The sequence below is a fragment of the Phenylobacterium sp. genome (genome assembly GCF_030693805.1).
Classification (GTDB): Bacteria; Pseudomonadota; Alphaproteobacteria; order Caulobacterales; family Caulobacteraceae; genus Phenylobacterium.
Genome location: NZ_JAUXZW010000184.1, coordinates 1 through 1,128, shown reverse-complemented (window position 1 = coordinate 1,128; position 1,128 = coordinate 1). Strand labels below are relative to the sequence as shown.

The 1,128-nt window shown below is 62.6% G+C and carries 1 protein-coding gene; it reads right to left on the bottom strand.

Going from position 1 to position 1,128, the window contains the following annotated elements; all coding sequences use genetic code 11:
* The coding region (locus Q8M88_RS07680; RefSeq protein ID WP_305596030.1) for a phage integrase family protein at nucleotides 1–723 on the bottom strand (723 nt) is incomplete at its 3' end.
* Nucleotides 724–1,128 lie beyond the last annotated feature (405 nt).

Here is a 1,128-nt window from a genome sequence, read left to right as displayed (position 1 = left end):
GGCCACCCAGGTATTGCTGACCCCTAAAAAATCGCTCCTGGGGCGTTCTGAGAGGTCGATTTTTGACCCCTCCACCAGCCTAAAGATCGCCAAAGAGGGCCTTGGCAGGCCCGGCAAGAGGCCATTGAGGTGCCGCTCGATCCGGCGTGCCTTCGTCTGCCCAATGCCCGCCAGTGCGCCGAACCACCGACCGCCCGCGTGGATGCGCGCGTGAAGATCGCCCAGGTTCACGATACCCGCCCCGATGAGTTTTTTGGCGGTCACTTCATCAAACCACCCGTTCACGAGATCGGAGGGGGAGGGCGTCTCGGCCGCTTGCGCTTGCAGGGTTTGAATCAGCTCGATTTGGCGCTGACGCAATTTGATGCGCCGATCCGCGCGCAGGTCGGTGGGGAATGCCTCCTGGTACATCGCCAAGACCTCGGCTTCGCTCCAGCCGTCCAGGTCGCGCTGCGCCACGAACGACTCCAGGCTGGGAGCCGTGCTCTGCCCCTTGGGCGAAATGGTCAGCCCGATGAGGCGCCAGGCTGATTCGCCACGCCGGCGCGCGATGGCCCGCACCGCATCGATCGTTTCGATGTGCGCGCTGTGGGCCTGGTGGCCATGCTCGATGCCGAGGTAGCGCCGAGCGCTCTCCAGGACGGGGATGCCTTCGGCCACGGCCCGCAGGTGGGCGAAGTGGTGGGGCCCCAGACGGCGGACGTAGGAAGCGGTTGAGTTCACCGTGTACTCCCCGAACCGAAGAGGGCTGTGCGCTCGCCCGGGACATGCGTCCGAAAGCAGTTTTCAGCAACGACCGTCAGGCAGCCGAGATGGCCACGGGCACCGCTGGTTTCGGTTCGGGCAGGGTGGGTGTGCGCCGGCCCTCCAGGGACGTCGGTCGAAGACCTTGGCAGGGCAGGGCGGCTGCTGAAAACGGCGGGTGGGCGCACGGGGCGGTTCGAGGAAGGCGGATGTAAGTGCTTGTCAGGCTTGGACTTTATCCGAGGACGGCAGTGATGTGGTGTTTTGTCTTCGATTTTTTGGGTAAAGATAGTTTTAGTAATCTATAGCTATAGGGGCATGAAAAAACGGCTTGATGCCGTTCACTGTTCATTTCCTTGGTTTTGTCCCTGCTTTTGCAAGCCA